16 protein-coding genes are annotated in these 20,545 nt (G+C 58.2%); 9 read left to right on the top strand and 7 right to left on the bottom strand.

Annotation, left to right across the window (positions count from 1 at the left end):
- Positions 1-110 precede the first annotated feature (110 nt).
- From fmt to trkA, 3 genes are read left to right on the top strand one after another with little or no spacing between them, the layout of a single operon-like run.
- Positions 111-1,070: a methionyl-tRNA formyltransferase gene (gene fmt, locus QWI20_RS08790; RefSeq protein WP_369305118.1), complete on the top strand. Its 960-nt coding sequence runs from the start codon at positions 111-113 to the stop codon at positions 1,068-1,070.
- Positions 1,067-2,386, top strand: a complete 1,320-nt coding sequence (gene rsmB, locus QWI20_RS08785) for a 16S rRNA (cytosine(967)-C(5))-methyltransferase RsmB (RefSeq protein ID WP_369305117.1) — start codon at positions 1,067-1,069, stop codon at positions 2,384-2,386. The genes fmt and rsmB overlap by 4 nt, the downstream gene beginning before the upstream one ends.
- Positions 2,387-2,433: 47 nt before the next feature.
- Positions 2,434-3,807: a Trk system potassium transporter TrkA gene (gene trkA / locus QWI20_RS08780; RefSeq protein ID WP_172610176.1), complete on the top strand. Its 1,374-nt coding sequence runs from the start codon at positions 2,434-2,436 to the stop codon at positions 3,805-3,807.
- Between the two features lie 4 nt (positions 3,808-3,811).
- Here the strand turns inward: trkA and QWI20_RS08775 are convergent, their stop codons facing one another.
- Both QWI20_RS08775 and QWI20_RS08770 read right to left on the bottom strand, forming a co-directional pair.
- Positions 3,812-4,699, bottom strand: a complete 888-nt coding sequence (locus tag QWI20_RS08775) for a lysophospholipid acyltransferase (RefSeq protein ID WP_369305115.1) — start codon at positions 4,697-4,699, stop codon at positions 3,812-3,814.
- Between the two features lie 39 nt (positions 4,700-4,738).
- Positions 4,739-5,311 (bottom strand): DNA-3-methyladenine glycosylase I, encoded by a 573-nt coding sequence (locus QWI20_RS08770; protein ID WP_369305114.1) that lies wholly within the window; start codon positions 5,309-5,311, stop codon positions 4,739-4,741.
- An 83-nt stretch (positions 5,312-5,394) separates the two neighbouring features.
- Here QWI20_RS08770 and glyQ point away from each other — a divergent pair, with 83 nt between their 5' ends.
- The 4 genes from glyQ to QWI20_RS08750 are packed head-to-tail and all read left to right on the top strand — an operon-like array spanning position 5,395 to position 9,791.
- A complete protein-coding gene (glyQ, locus tag QWI20_RS08765; protein ID WP_065988033.1) occupies positions 5,395-6,342 on the top strand; it encodes a glycine--tRNA ligase subunit alpha in 948 nt (315 codons plus the stop codon).
- Positions 6,339-8,393, top strand: a complete 2,055-nt coding sequence (gene glyS, locus QWI20_RS08760; RefSeq protein ID WP_369305113.1) for a glycine--tRNA ligase subunit beta — start codon at positions 6,339-6,341, stop codon at positions 8,391-8,393. The genes glyQ and glyS overlap by 4 nt, the downstream gene beginning before the upstream one ends.
- 11 nt (positions 8,394-8,404) lie before the next feature.
- Positions 8,405-8,962, top strand: coding sequence for a D-glycero-beta-D-manno-heptose 1,7-bisphosphate 7-phosphatase (gene gmhB / locus QWI20_RS08755; RefSeq protein WP_369305112.1), 558 nt, complete (start codon positions 8,405-8,407; stop codon positions 8,960-8,962).
- 58 nt (positions 8,963-9,020) lie between these two features.
- Entirely contained in the window at positions 9,021-9,791 is a 771-nt protein-coding gene (locus QWI20_RS08750) for a lysophospholipid acyltransferase family protein (RefSeq protein ID WP_369305111.1), read from the top strand.
- Between the two features lie 182 nt (positions 9,792-9,973).
- On the opposite strand, the gene QWI20_RS08745 is transcribed toward QWI20_RS08750, so the two are convergent.
- Positions 9,974-11,161: an MFS transporter gene (locus QWI20_RS08745; RefSeq protein ID WP_369305110.1), complete on the bottom strand. Its 1,188-nt coding sequence runs from the start codon at positions 11,159-11,161 to the stop codon at positions 9,974-9,976.
- Between the two features lie 314 nt (positions 11,162-11,475).
- On the opposite strand from QWI20_RS08745, the gene QWI20_RS08740 reads away from it, so the two are divergent.
- Together QWI20_RS08740 and QWI20_RS08735 are read left to right on the top strand one after the other, a co-directional pair.
- Complete coding sequence (locus QWI20_RS08740; RefSeq protein ID WP_369305109.1) at positions 11,476-12,618, top strand: acyltransferase family protein; 1,143 nt, start codon at positions 11,476-11,478, stop codon at positions 12,616-12,618.
- Positions 12,619-12,694: 76 nt separating this feature from the next.
- Positions 12,695-13,828, top strand: a complete 1,134-nt coding sequence (locus tag QWI20_RS08735) for an acyltransferase family protein (protein WP_369305108.1) — start codon at positions 12,695-12,697, stop codon at positions 13,826-13,828.
- A gap of 65 nt (positions 13,829-13,893) precedes the next feature.
- Here QWI20_RS08735 and gyrB read toward each other — a convergent pair whose 3' ends face one another.
- From gyrB to dnaA, 4 genes are read right to left on the bottom strand one after another with little or no spacing between them, the layout of a single operon-like run.
- On the bottom strand, positions 13,894-16,311 hold the full coding sequence (gene gyrB, locus QWI20_RS08730; protein ID WP_369305107.1) for a DNA topoisomerase (ATP-hydrolyzing) subunit B: 2,418 nt from the start codon (positions 16,309-16,311) through the stop codon (positions 13,894-13,896).
- 4 nt (positions 16,312-16,315) lie between these two features.
- A complete protein-coding gene (recF, locus tag QWI20_RS08725; RefSeq protein ID WP_369305106.1) occupies positions 16,316-17,419 on the bottom strand; it encodes a DNA replication/repair protein RecF in 1,104 nt (367 codons plus the stop codon).
- Between the two features lie 13 nt (positions 17,420-17,432).
- Positions 17,433-18,536: a DNA polymerase III subunit beta gene (gene dnaN, locus QWI20_RS08720; RefSeq protein ID WP_369305105.1), complete on the bottom strand. Its 1,104-nt coding sequence runs from the start codon at positions 18,534-18,536 to the stop codon at positions 17,433-17,435.
- A 35-nt stretch (positions 18,537-18,571) separates the two neighbouring features.
- A complete protein-coding gene (dnaA, locus tag QWI20_RS08715; protein WP_369305104.1) occupies positions 18,572-20,107 on the bottom strand; it encodes a chromosomal replication initiator protein DnaA in 1,536 nt (511 codons plus the stop codon).
- Positions 20,108-20,545: the final 438 nt, after the last annotated feature.

Raw genomic sequence — 20,545 nt, 5'->3', positions numbered from 1 at the left:
CGTAGGAGCCCGCTTGCCCGCGATAGCGACCTGTCCTCTGCCGCATTTTTCGGCTGACACCACGCCATCGCGGGCAAGCGCGTTTCTACAGTCTTACTCAAGAGAAGCCCATGACTGAGCCACTGCGCATCGTGTTCGCCGGCACCCCGGAATTTGCCGCCGAGCATTTGAAAGCCCTGCTCGACAGTCCCCACGACGTCATTGCGGTGTACACCCAGCCAGATCGCCCGGCCGGTCGTGGTCAAAAGCTGATGCCGAGCCCGGTCAAGCAGCTTGCCCTCCAGCACAACATTCCCGTCATGCAGCCGCCTACCTTGCGCGCACCTGAAGCCCAGGCCGACCTGGCCGCGTTACAGCCGGACCTGCTGGTCGTAGTCGCCTATGGGCTGATCCTGCCGCAGACCGTGCTGGATATTCCGCGTCTGGGCTGCATCAACAGTCACGCCTCGTTGCTGCCACGCTGGCGCGGTGCCGCGCCGATTCAGCGCGCGGTGCAGGCGGGCGATGCCGAAAGCGGCGTGACGGTCATGCGCATGGAAGCGGGCCTGGACACCGGCCCCATGCTGCTAAAAGTGACGACCCCGATCACGGCCGACTACACTGGTGGCACGCTGCACGATCGTCTTGCCGAGCTCGGCCCACCTGCAGTCATCCAAGCCATTGCCGGGCTGGCGGACGGCACGCTGGTTGGCGAAGTGCAGGACGACAGCCTCGCCACCTATGCCCACAAACTGAACAAAGATGAAGCACGCATCGACTGGACCCGCCCGGCCGTTGAGCTGGAGCGACTGGTACGCGCCTTCAACCCATGGCCGATCTGCCACACCACGCTCAACGGCGAAGCGCTGAAGGTTCTGGCCGCGCAGATCGCCGACGGGGAGGGCACACCCGGCAGCATCATCGACGCAAGCAAAGACGGTCTGCTGGTCGCGTGCGGTGACGGCGCGCTGAGTCTGACGCGTCTGCAACTCCCCGGCGGCAAACCGCTGGGCTTCGCTGACCTGTTCAACAGCCGCCGCGAGAAGTTCGCCGTCGACACCGTCCTCGGCCAAGCGGTGGATGCGCAATGAACCCGCGTCTGGCCGCTGCCAAGGCCCTGGCCGCCGTACTGAGTGGCAAGGCATCGCTGAACAGCTCCTTGCCCACGCAACTGGACAAGGTTGAAGACCGCGACCGCGGCCTGACTCAGGACCTGGCATTTGGCACCGCGCGCTGGGAGCCGAGGCTGTCCGCGCTGGCGGCCAAGCTGCTGCAGAAACCCTTCAAAACCGCTGATAACGACGTGCAGGCTTTATTGCTGGTGGGTCTGTATCAGTTGTTCTATTCGCGGATTCCTGCCCACGCCGCTATCGGCGAAACCGTGGGTTGCGCCGACAAGCTGAAAAAGCCGTGGGCAAAAGCGTTGCTCAATGCCGTGCTGCGTCGAGCCCAACGGGAAGGTGAGGCACTGCTGACGGAGCTTGAACACGATCCGGTGGTACGCACCGCTCATCCACGCTGGCTGCAAAAAGCGTTGAAGGCCGCCTGGCCTGAGCATTGGGAAGCGATTTGTGTGGCGAACAATGCCCACCCGCCGATGATTTTGCGGGTCAACCGCCGGCACAAAACCCGCGAGCAGTACCTTCAGCTGTTGCTGGACGCAGGCATCGCAGCGGCGCCGAGCACGTTCAGCCAGGACGGCATCGTGCTTACCGAACCGGGCGATGTTCGCTCGCTGCCGGGTTTCGCCGAGGGCTGGATCAGCGTTCAGGACGAGGCAGCCCAACTGGCCGCCGACTTGCTGGAGCTGGCGCCGGGTCAGCGTGTGTTGGACGCCTGTTGCGCTCCGGGTGGCAAAACCTGCCATCTGCTGGAAGTCCAACCGGACCTGGCGGGCGTGGTCGCAGTGGATCTTGAAGCCAAGCGCATGGTGCGGGTCAAAGAGAACCTGGATCGCCTGGGGCTGAGTGCCGAACTCATCGCCGCCGACGCCCGCGCCACCGATCTATGGTGGGACGGCAAACCGTTCCAGCGCATTCTACTGGACGCGCCTTGCTCGGCGACTGGCGTGATTCGCCGCCACCCCGACATCAAGCTGACACGCCAGGCCGATGACATTCCTGCTCTCGCCGCGCTGCAGGGCGAATTGCTCGACGCGCTGTGGCCGACGCTGCAGGTCGGCGGAATCTTGCTGTACGCCACCTGCTCGACCCTGCCGACTGAAAATACCGAAGTCATTGATGCATTCCTGACGCGTACGTCGGGTGCTCGGGAGCTGGACATTGCCGGTCAGCGAGGCAATCCGCCTCCCGGTCTGAAGCAGCCCCACGGCCGTCAGTTGCTGGCCCAGGAAGGCGGGCATGACGGGTTTTACTACGCCAAACTGATCAAGATCGCGGCGGCGTGAAGACGAATACCCGGTGTGACGGAATCATCATTTCAAGGAGAGACTGATTGAAGATCATCATTCTCGGCGCAGGGCAGGTCGGCGGTACGCTGGCCGAGCACCTGGCCAGCGAAGCCAACGACATCACCGTCGTGGACACCGATCAGGATCGTCTGCGGGCGTTAGGTGATCGCCTCGATATCCGCACCGTTCACGGTCGCGGCTCATTTCCGACCGTGCTGCGTCAGGCCGGCGCCGACGACGCCGACATGCTGGTGGCCGTGACCAGCAGCGATGAGACCAACATGGTCGCCTGCCAGGTCGCGTACACACTGTTCCAGACCCCGACCAAGATTGCCCGTGTTCGCGAGTCGGCGTACCTGACCCGCTCAGGCCTGTTCGCCAACGGCGCCATTCCCGTGGACGTGCTGATCAGCCCTGAGCAAGTGGTCACCCATTACATCAAGCGGCTCATCGAATACCCCAGCGCGCTGCAAGTCATCGATTTCGCCGGCGGCAAGGTGCAGATGGTGGCGGTCAAGGCGTACTACGGCGGCCCCCTGGTGGGGCAGCAACTGCGTCAACTGCGCACGCACATGCCGAATGTGGAGACTCGCGTGGCGGCTATTTTCCGTCGTGACCGTCCGATCATTCCTCAGGGCGATACGGTTATCGAGGCTGACGACGAGGTCTTTTTCATCGCTGCCAAAGCGGATATTCGCGCCGTCATGGGCGAGATGCGCCGTCTGGATGTGAGCTACAAGCGCATCGTGATTGCCGGCGGCGGTCAGATTGGCGAGCGGCTGGCGGAGGCCATCGAGAACCGCTATCAGGTCAAAATCATCGAGATGAACCCCGCCCGATGCCGTCACCTCTCTGACACGCTGAACAACACAGTGATCCTGCAAGGCAGCTCTTCCGATCGCGACCTGCTCGTGGAAGAGAACATCGACAACGCCGACCTCTTTCTGGCGCTGACCAACGACGACGAAGCGAACATCATGTCGTCGTTACTGGCCAAACGTCTCGGCGCGAAGAAGGTGATGACCATCATCAACAACCCGGCCTATGTCGACCTGGTGCAAGGGGGAGAGATTGATGTCGCGGTCAGCCCTCAGCTCGCCACCATCGGTACGTTGCTGGCGCACGTGCGGCGCGGCGATATCGTCAGCGTGCATTCGTTGCGTCGGGGCGCGGCGGAAGCCATCGAAATCGTCGCCCATGGCGATGCCAAATCCAGCAAGGTGATTGGCAAAGCCATCATGCACATCAACCTGCCGCCCGGCACGACCATCGGCGCCATCACCCGTGCCGATCAGGTGATCATTGCCCATGACAGCACGGTGATCGAATCGGGCGATCACGTGGTCATGTTCCTTGTGGATAAAAAGTACATCCGCGATGTGGAGCGACTGTTTCAGGTGGGTTTGAGCTTTTTCTAAAAGCTCAATACCAGCGCTTCTCACCCTCGGGGCGTTTCTTGAAGCGCTTCATGGTCCACATGTATTGGCTTGGATAGGCCCGCACGTACTTCTCAACCACCTTGCTCATGGCAGCTGCCGACGTAGCGGTATCGGTGCTGTACATGTCGTCCGGCGCGGCTTCGAGTACGACTTTGTAGCCAGAGCCATCTTCCAGACGCATCGCGTGGAGGAACACGCCTACCGCTTTGCCGCCCGCCAGCATGTTCGGCACGAACTTGCTGGTCAGCGCCATCGTCCCGCAGAAGGGCACGAAGATGCCTGCTGACTCGGCGGGTTCCGGGTCCGCCGGAATGCCGACCGAGCCACCTTTTCGCACTTCCTTGATCACGCTGAGAATGCCTTCCTTGGTGGACGCTGCGACGCGGTTGCCCAGCTGTACGCGCTGCTTACGCAGCAGATCGTCCACGGCCTTGAGCTTGGGTGGCCGGTAGAAAATGATCGGTTTGCACTGGCTGCAATAGAAGTGGTTGAGCACTTCCCAGTTGCCCAGATGGCTGGTGATACCGACGACGCCCTTGCCCGATGCTAAAGCGTCTTTCAGCACCTGAAGCCCTTCGACTTCGCGAACCAGATTGATCGACTTCTGCGCCGGCCAGATCCACGCGCAGGCGCTTTCGGTCAGGGTCTTGCCGATGTCCATGAGGCTGCGGCCGACCAGTGCTTCGAGTTCTTCAGGGCTCAGTTCGGGGAAACACTTGGACAGGTTGATGCGCGCGACGTCGCGAGACCGGTTGGGCAACTTCCACATCAGCCAGCCAATGCAGGTGCCGACCCCTTGCACTGCGCGCCACGGCAATAGCGCAAACAGACGCAGTGCCCCAACCATCAAGGCGCCTTTGAACTTATCCACAGATCACTCCCGAATACATGAGGCGGTTATTGTAACCATTCATGGGAGCCGATTATCCACATCACCCACCAGCTCGGCGTATCGATCGCAGTCAACCGTATGGTCCATCACCATGCCGGTGGCCTGCATGTACGCATAACAAATGGTCGGACCGACGAAGGTGAAGCCGGCTTTCTTCAGCGCTTTGCTCATCGCTTCGGCCTCAAGCGTAATGGCCGGAACCTCGCTGCGGTCCTTGAAGTGATTGACCTTCGGCTCGCCACCGACAAAGGACCAGACAAACGCGACCGGATCCTCGAGCCGCAACCAAGCCAGGGCGTTCTTCCGCGCCGCATTGAGCTTGAGACGGTTGCGCACAATGCCGGGCTCCAGCATCAGGGCTTCGATTTCCGCATCGGTCATCGCGGCGATGCGCTGGACGTCGAAGCCGAACATCACTTCGCGGTAGCGCTCACGCTTTTTCAGGATGGTGATCCACGACAGCCCGGCCTGGAACCCTTCGAGCAACAGGAACTCGAACAGCATCTGCGCATCGCGCAACGGCACACCCCACTCTTGATCGTGGTAGTCCATGTAAAGCGGATCTTCGTTGCACCAAAAGCAGCGTGGCATAGGGCTCCCAAGGGTGGAGGCGCGGCCGAATCGGGTATACTCCCGCTCTTTAAATCGCAGCCCCCCCAGTACAGGTGAATTTCGTGAGCCAGCCTACGCCAGCCGTGCGTACCTTCCAAGACTTGATCCTCGCCCTCCAGCAATACTGGGCTGAGCAAGGTTGTGTGGTACTTCAGCCCTACGATATGGAAGTGGGCGCCGGCACTTTCCACACCGCTACGTTTCTGCGCGCCATCGGCCCGGAAACCTGGAACGCCGCCTACGTACAACCAAGCCGTCGTCCTACCGATGGCCGTTATGGCGAGAACCCGAATCGCCTGCAGCATTACTACCAATTCCAGGTCGTTCTGAAGCCCAACCCGGACAATTTCCAGGAGCTGTACCTCGGCTCGCTGAAGCACGTGGGCCTCGACCCGCTCGTGCACGACGTCCGCTTTGTCGAAGACAACTGGGAATCCCCGACCCTCGGCGCCTGGGGCCTGGGCTGGGAGATCTGGCTGAACGGCATGGAAGTGTCGCAATTCACCTATTTCCAACAAGTCGGCGGCATCGAGTGTTACCCGGTCACCGGCGAAATCACCTACGGCCTTGAGCGTCTGGCGATGTACCTGCAAGGCGTCGAGTCGGTCTACGACCTGGTCTGGACTGACGGCCCGTTCGGCAAAGTCACCTACGGCGATGTGTTCCATCAGAACGAAGTGGAGCAATCGACCTATAACTTCGAGCACGCCAACGTCGACAAGCTGTTCGAGCTGTTCGATTTCTATGAAAGCGAAGCCGTGCGCCTGATCGAAGTCGAGCTGCCATTGCCGAGCTACGAAATGGTCCTCAAGGCCTCTCACACCTTTAACTTGCTGGATGCCCGTCGCGCGATTTCCGTGACGGCGCGTCAGCAGTACATTCTGCGCGTCCGCACCCTGGCTCGCTCCGTGGCCCAGGCGTACCTGATGGCCCGGGCCAAGCTCGGCTTCCCGATGGCCGCGCCCGATATTCGCGATGAAGTGTTGGCCAAGCTGGAGGCTGCGCAATGAGTGCTCAAGATTTTCTGGTTGAACTGGGCACCGAAGAACTGCCACCCAAAGCATTGAATACCCTGGCCGATGCGTTTATGGCCGGTATCGATAAAGGCCTGCAGGCCGCCGGCCTGACCTACAGCGCCAAGCAGGTCTATGCCGCGCCACGCCGTCTGGCCGTGCTGATTACTCAGCTCGCCACCGAGCAGCCGGATCGCAGCGTCAATCTGGATGGCCCGCCACGCCAGGCGGCGTTCGATGCCGAGGGCAACCCGACCCAGGCTGCCTTGGGCTTCGCCAAGAAGTGCGGCGTAGACCTGAGCGAAATTGACCAGAGCGGCCCGAAGCTGCGCTACAGCCAGAGCATCCCTGGCAAGCCAACGTTGAGCCTGCTGCCGACCATCATCGAAGATTCGCTGAACGACCTGCCGATTCCGAAGCGCATGCGCTGGGGCGCGCGCAAGGAAGAGTTCGTCCGTCCGACTCAGTGGCTGGTGATGCTGTTTGGCGATCAAGTCGTCGACTGCACCCTTCTTGCCCAGACGTCCGGCCGTGAATCCCGTGGCCATCGCTTCCATCACCCGGAGAGCGTGCGGATTTCGTCGCCGGCCAACTACGCCAGCGACTTGCGCGCGGCACACGTGCTCGCGGACTTCAACGAGCGTCGTCAGCTGATCAGCAAGCGCGTTGAAGAGCTCGCCACGCAACACGAAGGCACTGCTATCGTGCCGCCAGCACTGCTCGATGAAGTAACTGCGCTGGTCGAGTGGCCAGTGCCGCTGGTGTGCTCGTTCGAGGAGCGTTTCCTTGAAGTACCGCAGGAAGCCCTCATCACCACGATGCAGGACAACCAGAAGTACTTCTGCCTGCTGGATGCCGAAGGCAAGCTGCTGCCGCGCTTCATTACTGTCGCGAACATCGACAGCAAGGACCCTTCCCAGATCGTCCACGGTAACGAGAAAGTCGTTCGCCCGCGTCTGACCGACGCCGAGTTTTTCTTTAAGCAGGACAAGAAGCAAAAGCTGGAGACATTCAACCAGCGTCTGCAAAACGTGGTGTTCCAAGCGCAACTGGGCACGGTATTCGACAAGGCCGAACGTGTTTCCAAGCTGGCCGCGTTCATCGCGCCCCGCATTGGCGGCGATGCTCAGCGCGCCGCGCGTGCGGGCTTGCTCTCCAAGTGCGACCTGGCGACCGAGATGGTTGGCGAGTTCCCCGAGATGCAAGGTGTTGCAGGTTACTACTACGCCCTGGCCGACGGCGAACCCGAAGACGTCGCACTGGCGTTGAACGAACAGTACATGCCACGTGGCGCTGGTGCTGAATTGCCGGGCACACTGACTGGCGCCGCTGTTGCCATTGCCGACAAGCTCGACACACTCGTGGGCATCTTCGGCATCGGCATGCTGCCGACTGGCAGCAAAGACCCGTACGCTTTGCGCCGGGCTGCGCTCGGCATCCTGCGCATCCTGATCGAGAAGAAGCTGGACCTGGATCTGGTCAAAACCGTGCAGTTCGCCGTGGCGCAGTTCGGTGTGAAGATCAAGCCTGCTGGTTTGCCAGAGCAGGTTCTCGAATTCATCTTCGATCGTCTGCGCGCGCGCTATGAAGACGAAGGCGTCGACGTTTCTGTCTACCTGTCGGTGCGCGCGTTGCAGCCCGCTTCGGCGCTGGACTTCGATCAACGTGTTCAGGCTGTTCAGGCCTTCCGCAAATTGCCTGAGGCTGCAGCACTGGCCGCCGTGAACAAGCGGGTTTCCAATCTGTTGAGCAAGGCGGATGGCAACGTCGCCCAGACCGTCGAGCCGAAGTACTTCGATAACGCCAACGAGTTCTCGCTGTATTCGGCGATTCAGCAGGCAGATCAGGCCGTAGCGCCGATGTCCGCCAGCCGTCAGTACAACGAAGCGCTCACGCGTCTTGCGGCACTTCGCGAACCAGTAGATGCGTTTTTCGAGGCTGTGATGGTCAACGCGGAGGACGCTAGCGTGCGGGCTAACCGATACGCCTTGCTCGCCCGCTTGCGCAATCTGTTCCTCGGCGTTGCCGACATCTCCTTGTTGAGCTGACGGCGGAGCCCATGACAGTGAAGTTGCTGATTCTCGATCGGGACGGGGTGATCAACCAGGACTCCGACGCCTACATCAAGTCGGTGGACGAGTGGGTTCCGATTCCTGGCTCCATCGAGGCCATTGCGCAACTGAGCAAAGCCGGTTGGACCGTGGCAGTGGCCACCAATCAGTCCGGCATCGCTCGCGGTTACTACGATCTCGCGACCCTCGATGCCATGCACGCGCGCTTGCGTGAGCGTGTGGCGGAGGAGGGTGGCGAAGTCGGGCTGGTTGTTTATTGTCCCCATGGCCCGGACACGGGGTGCGATTGCCGCAAACCCAAACCGGGAATGCTGAAGACGATTGCCCGCCATTACGCCGTCGATCTAGGCGGCGTCTGGTTTGTGGGCGACAGCAAGGGTGACTTGGAGGCGGCGGTGGCCGTCGATTCACAACCTGTTCTGGTCATGACCGGCAAAGGTCAGAAGACGCGAAGCGGTGCATTGCCCGCAGGCACGTTGGTTTTCGATGATCTGGCGGCGGTTGCCGCAGAACTTATTCACAACAGCGCCCCGTTGAACGGCTAACGGCTATTCAACGGCCCGCTCAATTTCGGGCAATTGCCCCGTAACGGTAAAAGCAGCTATGTCGATTGTGCAGGCCATCAGGATTTTCTTCTTTTACCTGCTGCTGGGCACTACCGCCCTGCTGTGGTGTTCGCTGAGTTTCTTTATTGCACCCTTCCTGCCGTTCCGTCTTCGTTATCGCTTCATCAATGTGTACTGGTGCCGCTGCGCCTTGTGGCTGACCCGCGTGTTCCTCAACATCAAGGTCAACGTTACCGGCGAGGAAAACATTCCCGAGACGCCGTGCGTGATCGTTTCCAATCACCAGAGCACGTGGGAAACATTCTTTCTCTCTGCGCATTTCCAGCCGTTGAGCCAAGTGCTCAAGCGGGAGTTGCTGTACGTGCCTTTCTTCGGCTGGGCCATGGCGATGTTGCGTCCTATCGCCATCGATCGCAACAACCCCAAAGCGGCGCTGAAGGTCGTGGCGAAGAAAGGCGATGAGTTGCTCAAAGATCGCGTCTGGGTGCTGATCTTTCCTGAAGGCACACGCGTACCGTACGGCCAGATCGGAAAATTCTCGCGCAGCGGTTCGGCGCTGGCAGTTAACGCGGACCTACCCGTCCTGCCCATTTCCCACAACGCCGGCCGGTATTGGCCTAAAGAGGGATGGGGTAAAAAGCCGGGGACCATCGAAGTTGTCATTGGCAAACCGATGTACGCAGAGGGCACCGGCCCACGCGCAATCGCTGCACTCAACGACCGCGTTTCCGCTTGGAACGAGCAAACTCAGCGCGACTTGGGATCGCCCGCAATGCCTGCGCCTGCACCCGAAAAATCACCGGCGTGAATTGTGGATAACCTGTGCACGAATAAGTAGAAATTCGAGAAATTCACCGCTAACTCATTAATTTGAATGCTTATTTCTTTGGGCGCTTAAAACGCCGAAACGTGCATAAGTTTTTTCTCATCGTCTGCCGATGACCTGAAAACACCGGTCTTGAGCCTGTGCGGCCAAGACCGATCTGTGAATCAAACCGTTCTGGCCGGTGCTGATATCCGCAGATTGCAGAGCGCCCCTAGACCCACCAGCACAATCCCTCCACATGCCGCTGCGACAAATCCCATGGCGGGGGAAACACTGTCGATGGCGAATCCCACAATCGGCGCCGAAAGCGTCTGACCTATCCGGTACGCCGAATCGTGCAGCCCCATCACTTCACCTCTTACGCTGGAAGGCGCCAGCTTGGCAACCGCTTCCGAACCCGCAGCCAGCGTCGGCGTGCACAGCAGATTGGTGGGCAGCAGCGCGAGCATCAGCCACCACCAGACGTCATCAAAGAAAACCACGGGCAGCAGCAGGAGACTCATTGCCAAGGCGAGTCTCATCTGCGACCACGACCTGTGGACGATCCCGTGAACGTATCCGCCCACAATGGACGCAATGGACATGGCGGCGATGACATACCCAGTGAAGGCAAGCTGGTCACTGGCGCGCAGCACAGCGATCAGTGCCAATTCGGTGCCGTAGAGCACGAACAACGCACCCGCACTGACGAACATCACCGCCAGCAAACGGCCGCTCATCCAGGTACGGATTCTGGGGCGTACGCGATCAGGATTTGCAGCGACTTCGTCGACGTTGCGCGTCGGCCAGTTCAACACATAGAGCACGACATAGGAGAGCGCGCGCCACAGGCCGATGCCCGCCAGCGTGGCCGTCGCCGAATACGTGGTAATAAGCAGAATGCCGCTGGCGGGCCCGATGACGAATGAGAGTTCCATCAGCATCATGTTCAGAGAATACGCAGGCCGGCGCTGATCCTCCGGCACCAGACTGGCGATGAACTGCCTGGCAAGCGATCCCGTTGGCACGGTAAAGAGACCGGCAACAAAAGCCAGAAAGACATAGAGCCAGTAGCTCACCATCGGCAGCAACACCCAGGCGAGGGTCGACAGCGTCCCGCACACGGCCACCACCGGGCGCAGGCCATGACGGTCAATCATCCGGCCGAGGAGGGGAGAGCCCACCGCAAACCCGAGGGCGGTCGCTGTCCCCACCACGCCCGCATCAAAATAACTACCGCCCATTTCGTTGAGTACATGCAGGCTCAGCGTGAGCCCCATGATGGTCAGCGGCAAACCCGCAACGAACATGAACAATGTCGCGGGTAGCACTCGTGGGATGGCCAGCACTCTCTGGTATTTGCGAATCGACATATAACTGAGGCTCCTTGGTCTTACATCTGTCCTGATGCAACGGTTCATTCGACGGGTTATTTAAGTTTTTGCTGCTGTCATCGCCCAATCGAGGCGCAGTGACACACTCCTGCCTAATAAAAACTATCGTTCGAGTTTCAGGGCCAAATTATTGGCTGACAGGGCATGCAGGTAATCCGCATCCCGATTAGGGATGCCAATTAGACGCGCGCCACGCCCGGTGTATCGTTCAGGCTCAACATCATTTCCAACCCTCTCGATATCGCGCGTCCCCGACAGCGTGAGCGTCACAGCGGTGAATGGATCGAACCGACATGACCCTGATCGCGCGCGGAGGCAGTATGAATACGTTGGGTGACCTGGCGTCCAGACGAAGCAACAACTTCAACCTGGTCAGAATGCTTGCCGCCACGGCGGTACTGATCTCCCACAGTTATCCTCTTGCACTCGGCCATGACGCGGTCGAGCCGCTCTCGGACTGTATTGGCATTTCCCTCGGGGAACTCGCAGTAATCACATTTTTCTGCGTCTCCGGCTTTTTTATCTCGCTTAGCCGTGATCGCGCCGGCAGTACGGTGGATTTCTTCACTGCTCGATTTTTGCGCATCTACCCTGGGCTGACACTGGTCCTGCTGCTCAGCGCGTTTCTGATCGGGCCATTGTTTACGACACTGACTGCGTCGGAATATTTCCGCTCAGGTGAAACACACGGTTATGTGACCCACAATTTGACGCTCTTCAGCATGAAATTCCAGCTCCCGGGCGTGTTCGAGAACACCCCTTGGCCTGGCATCAATGGGTCACTGTGGACGCTCTTCTATGAGGTCGCTCTCTACATTCTGGTCGGCACGCTTGGCGCATTCGCCTTTTACAGCGAAGGGCGTAAGTTCGCCGGATTTCTACTGTTTTACGCGGCGCTGTACGTCGCCTTCAAATGCTTGATGTTGAGCAGCGCTCTGCTCAATGACTTCCACCGCGCCGAGTTTTTCTTCAGGTGGAGTTTACCGTTTGTGCTGGGGATGTCTTTCTATCGGTATCGTCATCACATCGCGCATCGATTTGTAGGCTTCCTGCCTTTTGCCGTATTAGCCGCCTGCACATGGCGCACGCCGTATTTCTTCGAGTGCTTTACCGTGGCGTGGACGTATCTGATTTTCTACCTCGGGTTTGCAACCCACCCCGTGATCGACCGCTACAACCAGCTGGGTGATTACTCATACGGCGTTTATATCTATGCCTTCCCGATTCAGGAAATCCTCGCCTACCTGCTCAAAGGTATAGGTCCCGCCAGCATGATGTTGCTCGCGTTCCCACTTGCGTTAGTGGCAGCGGTCTTCTCCTGGCATTTCATCGAGAAGCCAGTTATGGCCTGGCGCCGTGGGCTGACTACGGTTCTGGGTAGCGGAATGGACACCTTGAAAACCCGCTGGGCGAGGACCGGGCAGCGCACTGCATAACGACCTGCGTACCGAAAGAGCCGATTAACGCATCCAGTATCGATTCAACAGGGAGTTGGGGATGAAGAGGTTTCAAGTGCTGGACGGCTTCAGGGGCATCTGCGCACTCAGCGTTGCGGTCTATCACATTCACATTCCACAGAGCTTCGGCGAATGGGCGCTCTTCAGGAATGCTCATTATCTGGTGAGCTTCTTCTTTGTCCTGAGCGGCTTCGTCATGGTCCACACCTACGGACAGCGGCTCGCAACGACGGACCAGTTCAGGCAGTTCTTTATCACCCGCACCTTCCGACTGTACCCCCTGCATGTCTTTGTGCTCGTGATCGCCATCGCATTGGAGGTGATGAAGCTGGCCGCAGAGCATGCTGGCATAGCGTTCAATCAGCCGAGCTTCACCGGACAGCGCTCGCCCCAGGAAATCATCCCCAACCTGCTTCTGTTGCAATCGTGGTGGCCGGGATTCAATCCGCAGTCATTCAACTTTCCGGCGTGGAGCATCAGTGTCGAGTACTACATCTACATGATCTTCGCGGGGATACTCTTGTGTACCCCACGCCTTGCCACGCTGATATTTCTGATGATCTCGTTGGTAGCTGCGGTCTGTTTGTCCTTGGGACTTGCCTCTCTGATGGAGCCCGCATTGCAGGGACTGTCCTGTTTCTTTGCAGGGGTGAAGACCTATCACCTCTATCAGGTTATTCACACCAAGAGCATTTCGCGCTGGCTGCACACTGCCCTGGAAGTAGTCGGGATTTGCCTCACAGTGAGCGTGCTGGTGAGTAACATCGATGACAAACAGATCATTCTGATGCTGGTGTTCTGCACGCTCATGTTGATTTTCTCCTTCGAGGGAGGGGTGATCTCGACCTTGCTGAAAGCTCGCCCGTTCGAGAAGCTGGGCGTGCTGTCCTACTCGATCTACATGACCCATGCGATGGTCCTGTTCGCCTTCACCCTGACCATGCTGCTGGTGGGGAAGATCACGGGCCACACCATCGTCACTTACGCCGGTGCCTCGCCAGGTCCGATGCTTTCTTTCAACAACGCAGTGGCTGATAACTTCCTGCTGCTTGGCCTGTTGATCATCATCGTGGGCATATCTGCGGTCAGCCACCGCCTCATTGAACAGCGCGGTATCGAATGGGGCAAACGCTTGAGCGGTAGAGGGCGGACCCAATCGCCGATTAGTCCAGTCAAGACCGTGAGCTGAATCTCTAAACAAAAAAAACCCCAATCGATCCGCATCGTTGGGGCTTATTTCTCAGCGGCTAGACCTTAGAAATCCAGGTTCGACACCGCCAGTGCGTTGGCTTCAATGAAGTCGCGGCGCGGTTCTACTGCATCACCCATCAGGGTGTTGAAGATCTGATCAGCGCCGATGGCGTCTTCGATCGTCACTTTGAGCATGCGCCGCACGCTTGGGTCCATCGTGGTTTCCCACAACTGATCCGGGTTCATTTCACCGAGACCTTTGTAGCGCTGGATGGTGTGACGCTTGGTGCTCTCTGCCATTAGCCAGGCCAGCGCTTCCTTGAACTCGGTGACCGCTTTCTTGCGCTCGCCACGTTGCACGTAAGCGCCTTCTTCCAGCAGCGTGCTGATCTGAGCACCCAGCGCAGTGACTGTTTTGTAGTCATTACTGCCGAAGAAATCGCGGTTGAACGTCACGTAGTTGGACAGGCCATGGGAGATCAGTTCGACTTCTGGCAGCCACACGTTACGCTCGCGGTCTTCACGCAAACTGGCCTTGTAGACCAGGCCGGACTTCTCACCCACACGCAGACGTTCATCAAACTTCGCCAGCCAGTCTTGCATGGCTGCGTGATCCGACAACTGCTCCATTGGCACAGCCGGCAGATAGACGAAGTGCTCGGTCAGTTCTTGGGGGTACAGGCGGGACAGACGTTTCAAGGTCTTCATGACCATACGGAAATCGTGAACCAGTTTCTCCAGTGCTGCACCGGAAATGCCAGGAGCCGACTCGTTCAGGTGCAGGCTCGCATCTTCAAGGGCCGACTGGGTCATGTACTCTTCCATGGCATCGTCGTCTTTAATGTACTGCTCTTGCTTGCCTTTCTTCACCTTATACAGCGGCGGCTGTGCAATGTAGATGTAGCCACGCTCAACCAGTTCCGGCAATTGACGGAAGAAGAAGGTCAGCAGCAGGGTACGGATGTGCGAACCGTCGACGTCAGCATCGGTCATGATGATGATGTTGTGGTAGCGCAGTTTTTCGATGTTGTATTCGTCACGGCCGATACCGCAGCCCAGTGCCGTGATCAAGGTGCCCACTTCCTGGGACGAGATCATCTTGTCGAAGCGCGCCTTTTCCACGTTCAGGATCTTGCCCTTGAGTGGCAGGATGGCCTGAGTCTTACGGTTACGTCCCTGCTTGGCGGAGCCGCCAGCAGAGTCACCTTCCACGAGATACAGTTCGGAAAGGGCAGGGTCCTTCTCCTGGCAGTCAGCCAGTTTGCCGGGCAGGCCTGCAATATCCAGCGCACCTTTGCGGCGAGTCATTTCACGTGCTTTACGGGCGGCTTCACGAGCACGCGCTGCATCGATCATCTTGCCGACAACGGCTTTCGCCTCGTTCGGGTTCTCGAGCAGGAAGTCAGAGAAGTACTTGCCCATTTCCTGCTCAACCGCGGTCTTCACTTCCGAAGAGACCAGCTTGTCTTTCGTCTGCGAGCTGAACTTCGGATCCGGGACTTTGACAGAAATGATCGCTGTCAGGCCTTCACGCGCATCGTCGCCGGTGGTGGCGACTTTGTGCTTCTTCGCCAGACCTTCCTGCTCGATGTAGTTGTTCAGGTTACGCGTCAGGGCAGAACGGAAACCCACGAGGTGGGTGCCGCCGTCGCGCTGCGGAATGTTGTTGGTGAAGCACAGCAGGTTTTCGTTGAAGCTGTCATTCCACTGCAGAGCAATCTCAACGCCGATGCCGTCTTCACGCTGGATGTTGAAGTGAAAGACCTGGTTCACAGGCGTCTTGTTGGTGTTCAGGTATTCAACGAATGCCCGCAGACCACCTTCATATTTGAACAGTTCTTCCTTGCCGCTACGCTCGTCTTTAAGAACGATACCCACGCCGGAGTTCAGGAAAGACAGCTCACGAATCCGCTTGGCCAGGATGTCCCAGCTGAAGTGAATATTCTTGAAGGTTTCAGATGAAGGCTTAAAGTGAATTTCTGTTCCCGTGGTATCACTTTCACCAACGATTTGCATCGGCTCTTGTGGAACACCATGGACGTACGTCTGCTCCCAGACTTTTCCACTACGGCGAACGGTGAGATTCAAAACCTCGGACAGCGCGTTGACGACTGAAACGCCCACACCGTGCAGACCGCCGGATACCTTGTAGGAGTTATCGTCAAACTTACCGCCTGCGTGCAGCACAGTCATGATGACTTCGGCAGCGGACACGCCTTCTTCTTTGTGCACATCAACCGGAATGCCACGACCGTTGTCGCGAACAGTTATCGACTCATCCGGGTGAATGATGATGCTGATGTCGTCACAGTGACCGGCCAACGCCTCGTCGATCGAGTTGTCCACAACCTCGAACACCATATGGTGGAGGCCGCTGCCGTCATCTGTGTCGCCGATATACATACCAGGACGTTTGCGTACGGCATCGAGCCCTTTCAGCACTTTGATACTGGTCGAGTCGTACGTTTGGTTTTCGCTCATGCCTTCACTCCCGGTGGTCGTGGGTCTGGGTGATATTGCCGTGTTCCACGTGGAACAAAGCAACTGGCGTTTCCGTCTGCCAGCCTTCCCTCAACAATTCATGATCTACGCAGGTGATGAATACCTGGCAGCGTAATTCTTCCAGCAGGCGACATAGCGCACTGCGGTGATTCTCATCGAGCTCTGATGGCAGATCGTCGACGAGATAAATACATTGGCCACGACGGGCCGTACTGACTAAATGTCCCTGAGCAATGCGGAGGGCGCATACCACGAGTTTCTGTTGCCCGCGAGAAAGAATGTCCGCCGCGTTGTGACCGCCGAGTCGCAGCCGTAAATCTGCGCGCTGAGGCCCTGCCTGGGTGTGACCCATCTGCTGATCACGGTAGAGGGACGATGCCAGTACGTCACTCAGGTTTTTGTCCTTGTCCCATCCTCGATAGTAACTAAGCGTCAGCCCATCGATCTGAACAAGCTCACTCAGGGTTTGCTCGAACACCGGCTTCAGCGCCTTGATATAGGCGCGCCGAAACTCGTCAATTTCATCGCTCGCAAGGCACAGCTCGCGGTCCCATGCGGCCTGTGAAGCGGCGTCAAGTGTACCATGGCGAAGCCACGAGTTCCGCTGCCTGAGGGCCTTCTGAAGACGCTGCCAAGTCGACATAAAACGAGGTTCCACGTGGAACACTCCCCAATCCAGAAACTGACGCCGGATCTTGGGAGCACCTTCAAGGAGCCGGAAGCTGTCGGGATTGATCAGCTGAAGTGGCAACGTCTCGGCAAGTTGTGCGGCACTTTTCGCATTCTGACCATCGATGCGAATCTGAAAATCCCCCTGACGGTCTCGTGAGACGCCAAGACTACTGTGGCCACCTTCAGCGAGTTCAACCTGGCCAAAGACCGTGCATGCAGGTTGTTCGTATTGAATGACCGGCTGTAGTCGAACGCTGCGAAAGGAGCGCGCCAAACCGAGTAGATAGATGGCTTCCAGCACACTGGTTTTCCCACTGCCGTTGGCGCCATACAAGATGTTAATGCGGGGAGAAGGGGAGAAGGTCACCGGGTGCAGATTGCGCACCCCGGTGACCGAGACGCGGCTAAGAGACATTGATCAAAGGCTGTTACAGGCGCATCGGCATAACGACATAGGCAGAGTCGTCATTGCCGGATTCCTGCACCAACGCACTGCTGTTCGAATCCGAAAGAATCAAACGGACTTGCTCCGTAGTCATGACACCCAATACGTCGAGCAGATAGCTAACGTTAAATCCGATCTCGAGAGAGCTGCCGTTGTAGTCGACGCTGATTTCTTCCTCGGCTTCTTCCTGCTCCGGGTTGTTCGCTTGAATCTTCAGCTGCCCGTTCGCCAACTGAAGGCGGATACCCCGATACTTCTCGTTGGAGAGAATGGCGGTACGGCTGAACGCCTCGCGCAGTGCCTGACGATCGCCTACAACCAGCTTGTCGCCGCCCTTGGGCAGCACTCGCTCATAGTCAGGGAATTTGCCGTCGACCAGCTTGGATGTGAACGTGAACTCACCCGTGGTCGCACGAATGTGATGCTGACCCAGCACGATGCTGACCAGCCCGTCATGCTCTGTCAGCAGTCGTGCCAGTTCAAGGATGCCCTTACGGGGCACAATTACCTGGTGACGGTCAGGCTGCTCGATCTCTGCAGCCATGGAACACATCGCAAGACGATGTCCATCGGTTGCAACCGCGCGGAGAATGCCCGACTGAACCTCAAGCAGCATGCCGTTGAGGTAATACCGGACGTCCTGCTGGGCCATGGCGAAGCTGGTGCGCTCGATCAACCGGCGCAGCTTGCTTTGAACAAGGCTGAACGTAAGCGAACCCGGGCCTTCTTCGACGGTTGGGAAGTCGTTGGCAGGCAGGGTAGACAGCGTGAAGCGACTACGGCCTGCTTTAACGATCAGCTTCTGCTCGTCGAGCTTGATGTCGATGAGCGCGTCATTGGGAATGCTTTTGCAGATGTCCATCAGCTTGCGCGCAGGAACCGTGATTTCGCCCGGCTCTGCAGGCTCTTCCAGCTGCACGCGGCCGACCAGCTCTACTTCCAGGTCAGTGCCGGTCAAAGACAACTGCTGGCCTTCTACGACCAGGAGCACGTTTGACAGAACCGGCAAGGTCTGACGGCGTTCGACAACGCCCGCGACCAGTTGCAGAGGTTTCAACAGGGCTTCGCGTTGAATGGTGAAATGCATGGTCTAGTCCCTTGCCTTGATAAGCTGCGTTGGCATCACGTTGTCAAAGTCCGCAGCAGGTTCTTGTAGTCCTCGCGGATGTCCGCATCGGATTCTTTCAATTCGTTGATCTTCCGGCACGCATGCAACACGGTTGTGTGATCGCGGCCGCCAAACACATCGCCGATTTCGGGGAGGCTGTGGTTGGTCAGCTCCTTGGACAAGGCCATCGCCACTTGCCGCGGTCGCGCGACAGATCTGGAACGGCGTTTGGACAGTAGGTCGGAGATCTTGATCTTGTAGTACTCAGCAACAGTCCGCTGAATGTTATCCACACTCACTAGCTTGTCCTGCAACGCGAGCAAGTCCTTCAACGATTCCCGGATAAGCTCGATCGTGATGTCCCGCCCCATGAAGTGCGAGTGAGCGATGACGCGCTTCAGCGCACCCTCGAGCTCACGCACATTGGATCGGATGCGCTGCGCGATGAAGAACGCGGCGTCATGAGGGAGGTCGACCTTCGCCTGATCCGCCTTCTTCATCAAAATCGCCACCCGTGTTTCCAGCTCCGGTGGCTCGACCGCGACCGTCAGGCCCCAACCGAAACGAGACTTCAAGCGCTCTTCCAGGCCTTCGATCTCTTTAGGGTAGCGGTCACTCGTAAGAATAACCTGCTGACCCCCTTCGAGAAGCGCGTTAAAGGTGTGGAAAAATTCTTCCTGGGAACGCTCTTTACGGGCAAAGAATTGAATGTCATCGATCAGCAGTGCATCGACTGAGCGATAGAAGCGTTTGAACTCATTGATCGCATTGAGCTGCAACGCCTTGACCATATCTGCGACAAAACGCTCGGAGTGCAGATACACAACCTTGGCATTCGGGTTTTTCTTGAGCAGGTGGTTACCCACAGCGTGCATCAAGTGAGTTTTACCCAAGCCCACGCCGCCATAAAGGAAGAGAGGGTTATAGCCGTGCTTGGGATTGTCCGCTACCTGCCACGCGGCCGCCCGGGCCAGTTGGTTGGATTTACCTTCGACAAAGTTTTCGAACGTGAATGTCCTGTTCAGATAGCTGGTGTGCTTCAGCGCGCCTTCAACCTGAACATTACGCTGCTCGGCGCGAGCAGGGGCTTGCTGGGAACTGGCGCCAGCCATTGGATCGAAGCTCGCCCGGGAGGGCTCGTCCTCGACATTCAAAGAGGTCTGAATCATCGGAGCAGGCGTGACGACGGACTGCGGTACCCGTGAAGCCACCGGCGCTTCGCTGGTGGTGGCCAGCTGAGCGGCCTGAGATGCGGCGGCGGCTGCAGCGAGCGGTGCGTTCGGGGCTGCACGTGGCGCCGAGCTACGCTTGCTGCCTATTAATAAGGAAAGCGCCGGTGCGACCCCCTGGCCGTGCTCGGCCAGCAGCTCGAGCAATCGACCCAGGTACTTTTCATTGACCCAGTCCAGCACAAATCGGTTGGGCGCATACACGCGCAATTCGTCGCCTTCGGCTTCAACCTGTAACGGACGGATCCAGGTGTTGAATTGCTGGGCAGGCAGCTCATCGCGCAAAAGCTCAACGCATTGCTGCCAAAGTTCCACTGACACAAATATCCCCTAGATTCTGAAGCCGGCGCGGCAAAAACAAGCGGCCATTGTAACCACCCGTAGCGGACTTATCCACATGAAGGTAGGGCGCCAAAGCATCAAACCCAACAGAAATCCGTAAAAAGAACAGTCGCCGGTGGACAGTTAAGATCTGTGGATAACCCCACCTCAGCTCGTTGCATAACCCCCGCCTGAAGCCTGTGGATAAAGCACCTGTGCATAACTACGCATTCTATACACAGCTTATAGCCAGCCGCCGCACAACCGCAACACCGCTTGTGGACAGAGTTTCTTCGCTCTGTACATCATGCGCTACGTGGCCTGTAGCACCTTATCCACAGAAATCCCCGCCCTAAGCTTTTATAAGCTTTACAAAGAAGCTTTAAATACCTTCCTTCTTTATTTCTATATCTACGTTTCAAGAATGCACCGTCCGAT

The organism is Pseudomonas sp. W2-17, assembly GCF_041060445.1.
Taxonomy (GTDB): Bacteria; Pseudomonadota; Gammaproteobacteria; order Pseudomonadales; family Pseudomonadaceae; genus Aquipseudomonas.
This window is presented reverse-complemented; position numbering and strand designations above follow the sequence as displayed.